The organism is Marinospirillum alkalitolerans (assembly GCF_045055655.1).
Taxonomy (GTDB): Bacteria; Pseudomonadota; Gammaproteobacteria; order Pseudomonadales; family Halomonadaceae; genus Marinospirillum; species Marinospirillum alkalitolerans.
On the sequence record NZ_JBANFI010000017.1, the window covers coordinates 1 to 2,887 of the forward strand.

Here is a 2,887-nt window from a genome sequence, read left to right on the forward strand (position 1 = left end):
GCCTGACGATGACCTACTTTCACATGGGGAGGCCCCACACTATCATCGGCGCTGAGAGGTTTCACTACTGAGTTCGGCATGGTATCAGGTGGTTCCCACTCGCTATTGTCATCAGGCGTAACTGGTTGGTTGCTGGCTTGTTGCGTGCCAACATCCTAAAAAGGGGCAAGAATCCAAGTTTTGTGGCTTTTGAGTGTTGATTTCTCTAGCCTGCTTGTCAAAGCGTTCAGTCTCATGTATCCGGTATTGTTCAGTGTAAAACTCTTTTGGTGTTATATGGTCAAGCCTCACGGGTCATTAGTATCGGTTAGCTCAATGCATTGCTGCACTTCCACACCCGACCTATCAACCTTGTCGTCTTCAAGGGCCCTTTAGGAGGATCAAGTCCTCAGGGAGACCTTATCTTGAAGGGGGCTTCCCGCTTAGATGCTTTCAGCGGTTATCCCGTCCGAACATAGCTACCGGGCAGTGCCATTGGCATGACAACCCGAACACCAGAGGTTCGTCCACTCCGGTCCTCTCGTACTAGGAGCAGCTCTTCTCAAGTCTCCAACGTCCACGGCAGATAGGGACCGAACTGTCTCACGACGTTCTAAACCCAGCTCGCGTACCACTTTAAATGGCGAACAGCCATACCCTTGGGACCGAATTCAGCCCCAGGATGTGATGAGCCGACATCGAGGTGCCAAACACCGCCGTCGATGTGAACTCTTGGGCGGTATCAGCCTGTTATCCCCGGAGTACCTTTTATCCGTTGAGCGATGGCCCTTCCATACAGAACCACCGGATCACTAGAACCTACTTTCGTACCTGCTCGACGTGTCTGTCTCGCAGTCAAGCACCCTTATGCTCTTGCACTCATTGGCTGATTTCCGACCAGCCTGAGGGTACCTTTGTGCTCCTCCGTTACTCTTTGGGAGGAGACCGCCCCAGTCAAACTACCCACCACACACGGTCCCTGATCCAGATAATGGATCTAGGTTAGAACCTCAAGATTGCCAGGCTGGTATTTCAAGGTTGGCTCCACGCGAACTGGCGTCCACGTTTCAAAGCCTCCCAGCTATCCTACACAAGCAATATCAAAGTCCAGTGTGAAGCTATAGTAAAGGTTCACGGGGTCTTTCCGTCTAGCCGCGGATACACCGCATCTTCACGGCGATTTCAATTTCACTGAGTCTCGGGTGGAGACAGCGCCCCCATCATTACGCCATTCGTGCAGGTCGGAACTTACCCGACAAGGAATTTCGCTACCTTAGGACCGTTATAGTTACGGCCGCCGTTTACCGGGGCTTCGATCAAGAGCTTCGCTTGCGCTAACCCCATCAATTAACCTTCCGGCACCGGGCAGGCGTCACACCCTATACGTCCACTTACGTGTTTGCAGAGTGCTGTGTTTTTAATAAACAGTTGCAGGGGCCTGGTATCTTCGACCGACTTCGGCTCAGTTAGTGTTAACGTCACCTAGTGTCGGCGTGCCTTCTCCCGAAGTTACGGCACCATTTTGCCTAGTTCCTTCACCCGAGTTCTCTCAAGCGCCTTGGTCTTCTCGACCTGACCACCTGTGTCGGTTTGGGGTACGGTCACTGCATACCTGAAGCTTAGAGACTTTTCTTGGAAGCGTGGCATCAACGAGTTCGAATCTCCGAAGATCATCTTCCTCTCGCATCTCGACGTTATGCACCCCCGGATTTGCCTAAGGGTACCGCCTACTTGCTTTCACCAGGACAACCAACGCCTGGCTCGCCTAGCCTTCTCCGTCCTCCCATCGCAGTATGCACTGGTGCAGGAATATTAACCTGCTTTCCATCGACTACGCCTTTCGGCCTCGCCTTAGGGGCCGACTCACCCTACCCTGATTAGCATGGGATAGGAAACCTTGGTCTTCCGGCGGGGATGTTTTTCACACCCCTTATCGTTACTTATGTCAGCATTCGCACTTGTGATACCTCCAGCAGACTTCTCAATCCACCTTCGACGGCTTACACAACGCTCCTCTACCGCTCCACATAGTGGAACCCGCAGCTTCGGCACCTGATTTGAGCCCCGTTACATCTTCCGCGCAGGCCGACTCGACTAGTGAGCTATTACGCTTTCTTTAAAGGATGGCTGCTTCTAAGCCAACCTCCTAGCTGTCTGTGCCTTCCCACATCGTTTCCCACTTAATCAGGATTTTGGGGCCTTAGCTGGCGGTCTGGGTTGTTTCCCTTTTCACGACGGACGTTAGCACCCGCCGTGTGTCTCCCGTGCTGACACTCACCGGTATTCGGAGTTTGCAAAGGGTTGGTAAGTCGGGATGACCCCCTAGCCTTAACAGTGCTCTACCTCCGGTGGTGATACACGAGGCGCTACCTAAATAGCTTTCGAGGAGAACCAGCTATCTCCGAGCTTGATTAGCCTTTCACTCCGACCCACAGGTCATCCGAATCTTTTTCAACAGATTACGGTTCGGTCCTCCAGTTGATGTTACTCAACCTTCAACCTGCCCATGGGTAGATCGCCCGGTTTCGGGTCTATTCCCAGCGACTGCGCGCCCTATTAAGACTCGGTTTCCCTACGGCTCCCCTATACGGTTAACCTCGCCACTGAGAATAAGTCGCTGACCCATTATACAAAAGGTACGCCGTCACAGAACAAGTCTGCTCCGACTGCTTGTACGCACACGGTTTCAGGATCTATTTCACTCCCCTAACAGGGGTTCTTTTCGCCTTTCCCTCACGGTACTGGTTCACTATCGGTCAGTCAGGAGTATTTAGCCTTGGAGGATGGTCCCCCCATATTCAGACAGGATTACACGTGTCCCGTCCTACTCGATTTCACCTGTAAAGCATTTTCGTGTACGGGGCTATCACCCACTATGGCGGCACTTTCCAGAGCCTTCCACTAACAC

Annotated in this window: 2 rRNA genes; both read right to left on the reverse strand. The window is 52.6% G+C overall.

From position 1 onward, the window contains the following. A 5S ribosomal RNA gene (gene rrf, locus V6U78_RS12600) occupies nucleotides 1-116 on the reverse strand. Between the two features lie 160 nt (nucleotides 117-276). Beyond that, nucleotides 277-2,887, reverse strand: a 23S ribosomal RNA gene (locus V6U78_RS12605); the annotation flags it as partial.